This window comes from Streptomyces sp. NRRL S-337, from assembly GCF_000720175.1.
GTDB classification, from domain to species: domain Bacteria; phylum Actinomycetota; class Actinomycetes; order Streptomycetales; family Streptomycetaceae; genus Streptomyces; species Streptomyces siderophoricus.
In genome coordinates, this window is sequence record NZ_JOIX01000186.1 from 1 (window position 1) to 452 (window position 452).

The 452-nt window shown below is 59.3% G+C and carries 1 pseudogene; it reads left to right on the forward strand.

The features are described 5' to 3' along the window. Positions 1-15 precede the first annotated feature (15 nt). A pseudogene (locus tag IG62_RS47645) lies at positions 16-452 on the forward strand (hypothetical protein); the annotation flags it as partial.

Genomic DNA, 452 nt, shown 5'->3' on the forward strand with positions numbered 1-452 from the left:
GTGAAGAAGCGTGTCTTGGCAGCGGTGGTCTCTGCCGCTGTCGTCGTGGGTGGAGTCACCTCCGCAGCAGCAGCCTCTCCGGCTCCCACTCCAATCCAACAGATCGCTCCATCCGTCGGACACAACTCAGACGCGGACGGCAAGGCACTTTTCGCCGGCATTTTCTTCGGCCAGGGCGAAGTCGGAAAGAAGCTCGCCAAGAGTCCACTGTTCCACGACCCGGACCACGAACTCGCCAAAAACAACACACCCGAAGTGCGCAAGGCAATCACGACCCTCACCAACACCATAGCCAGGAAGGACCCAAGATTCTTCGCAGAGTTATCCGCAAGCCTCCGCAGTGGTAACCCGCACACGGTGGAGCAGGGACTGGACACGGCCGGAAAGAAACTGAGGAACCTGGCCAAGAACAACAAAGACATCGACCTAGGTGCTGGCAGAGGACTCTGCGC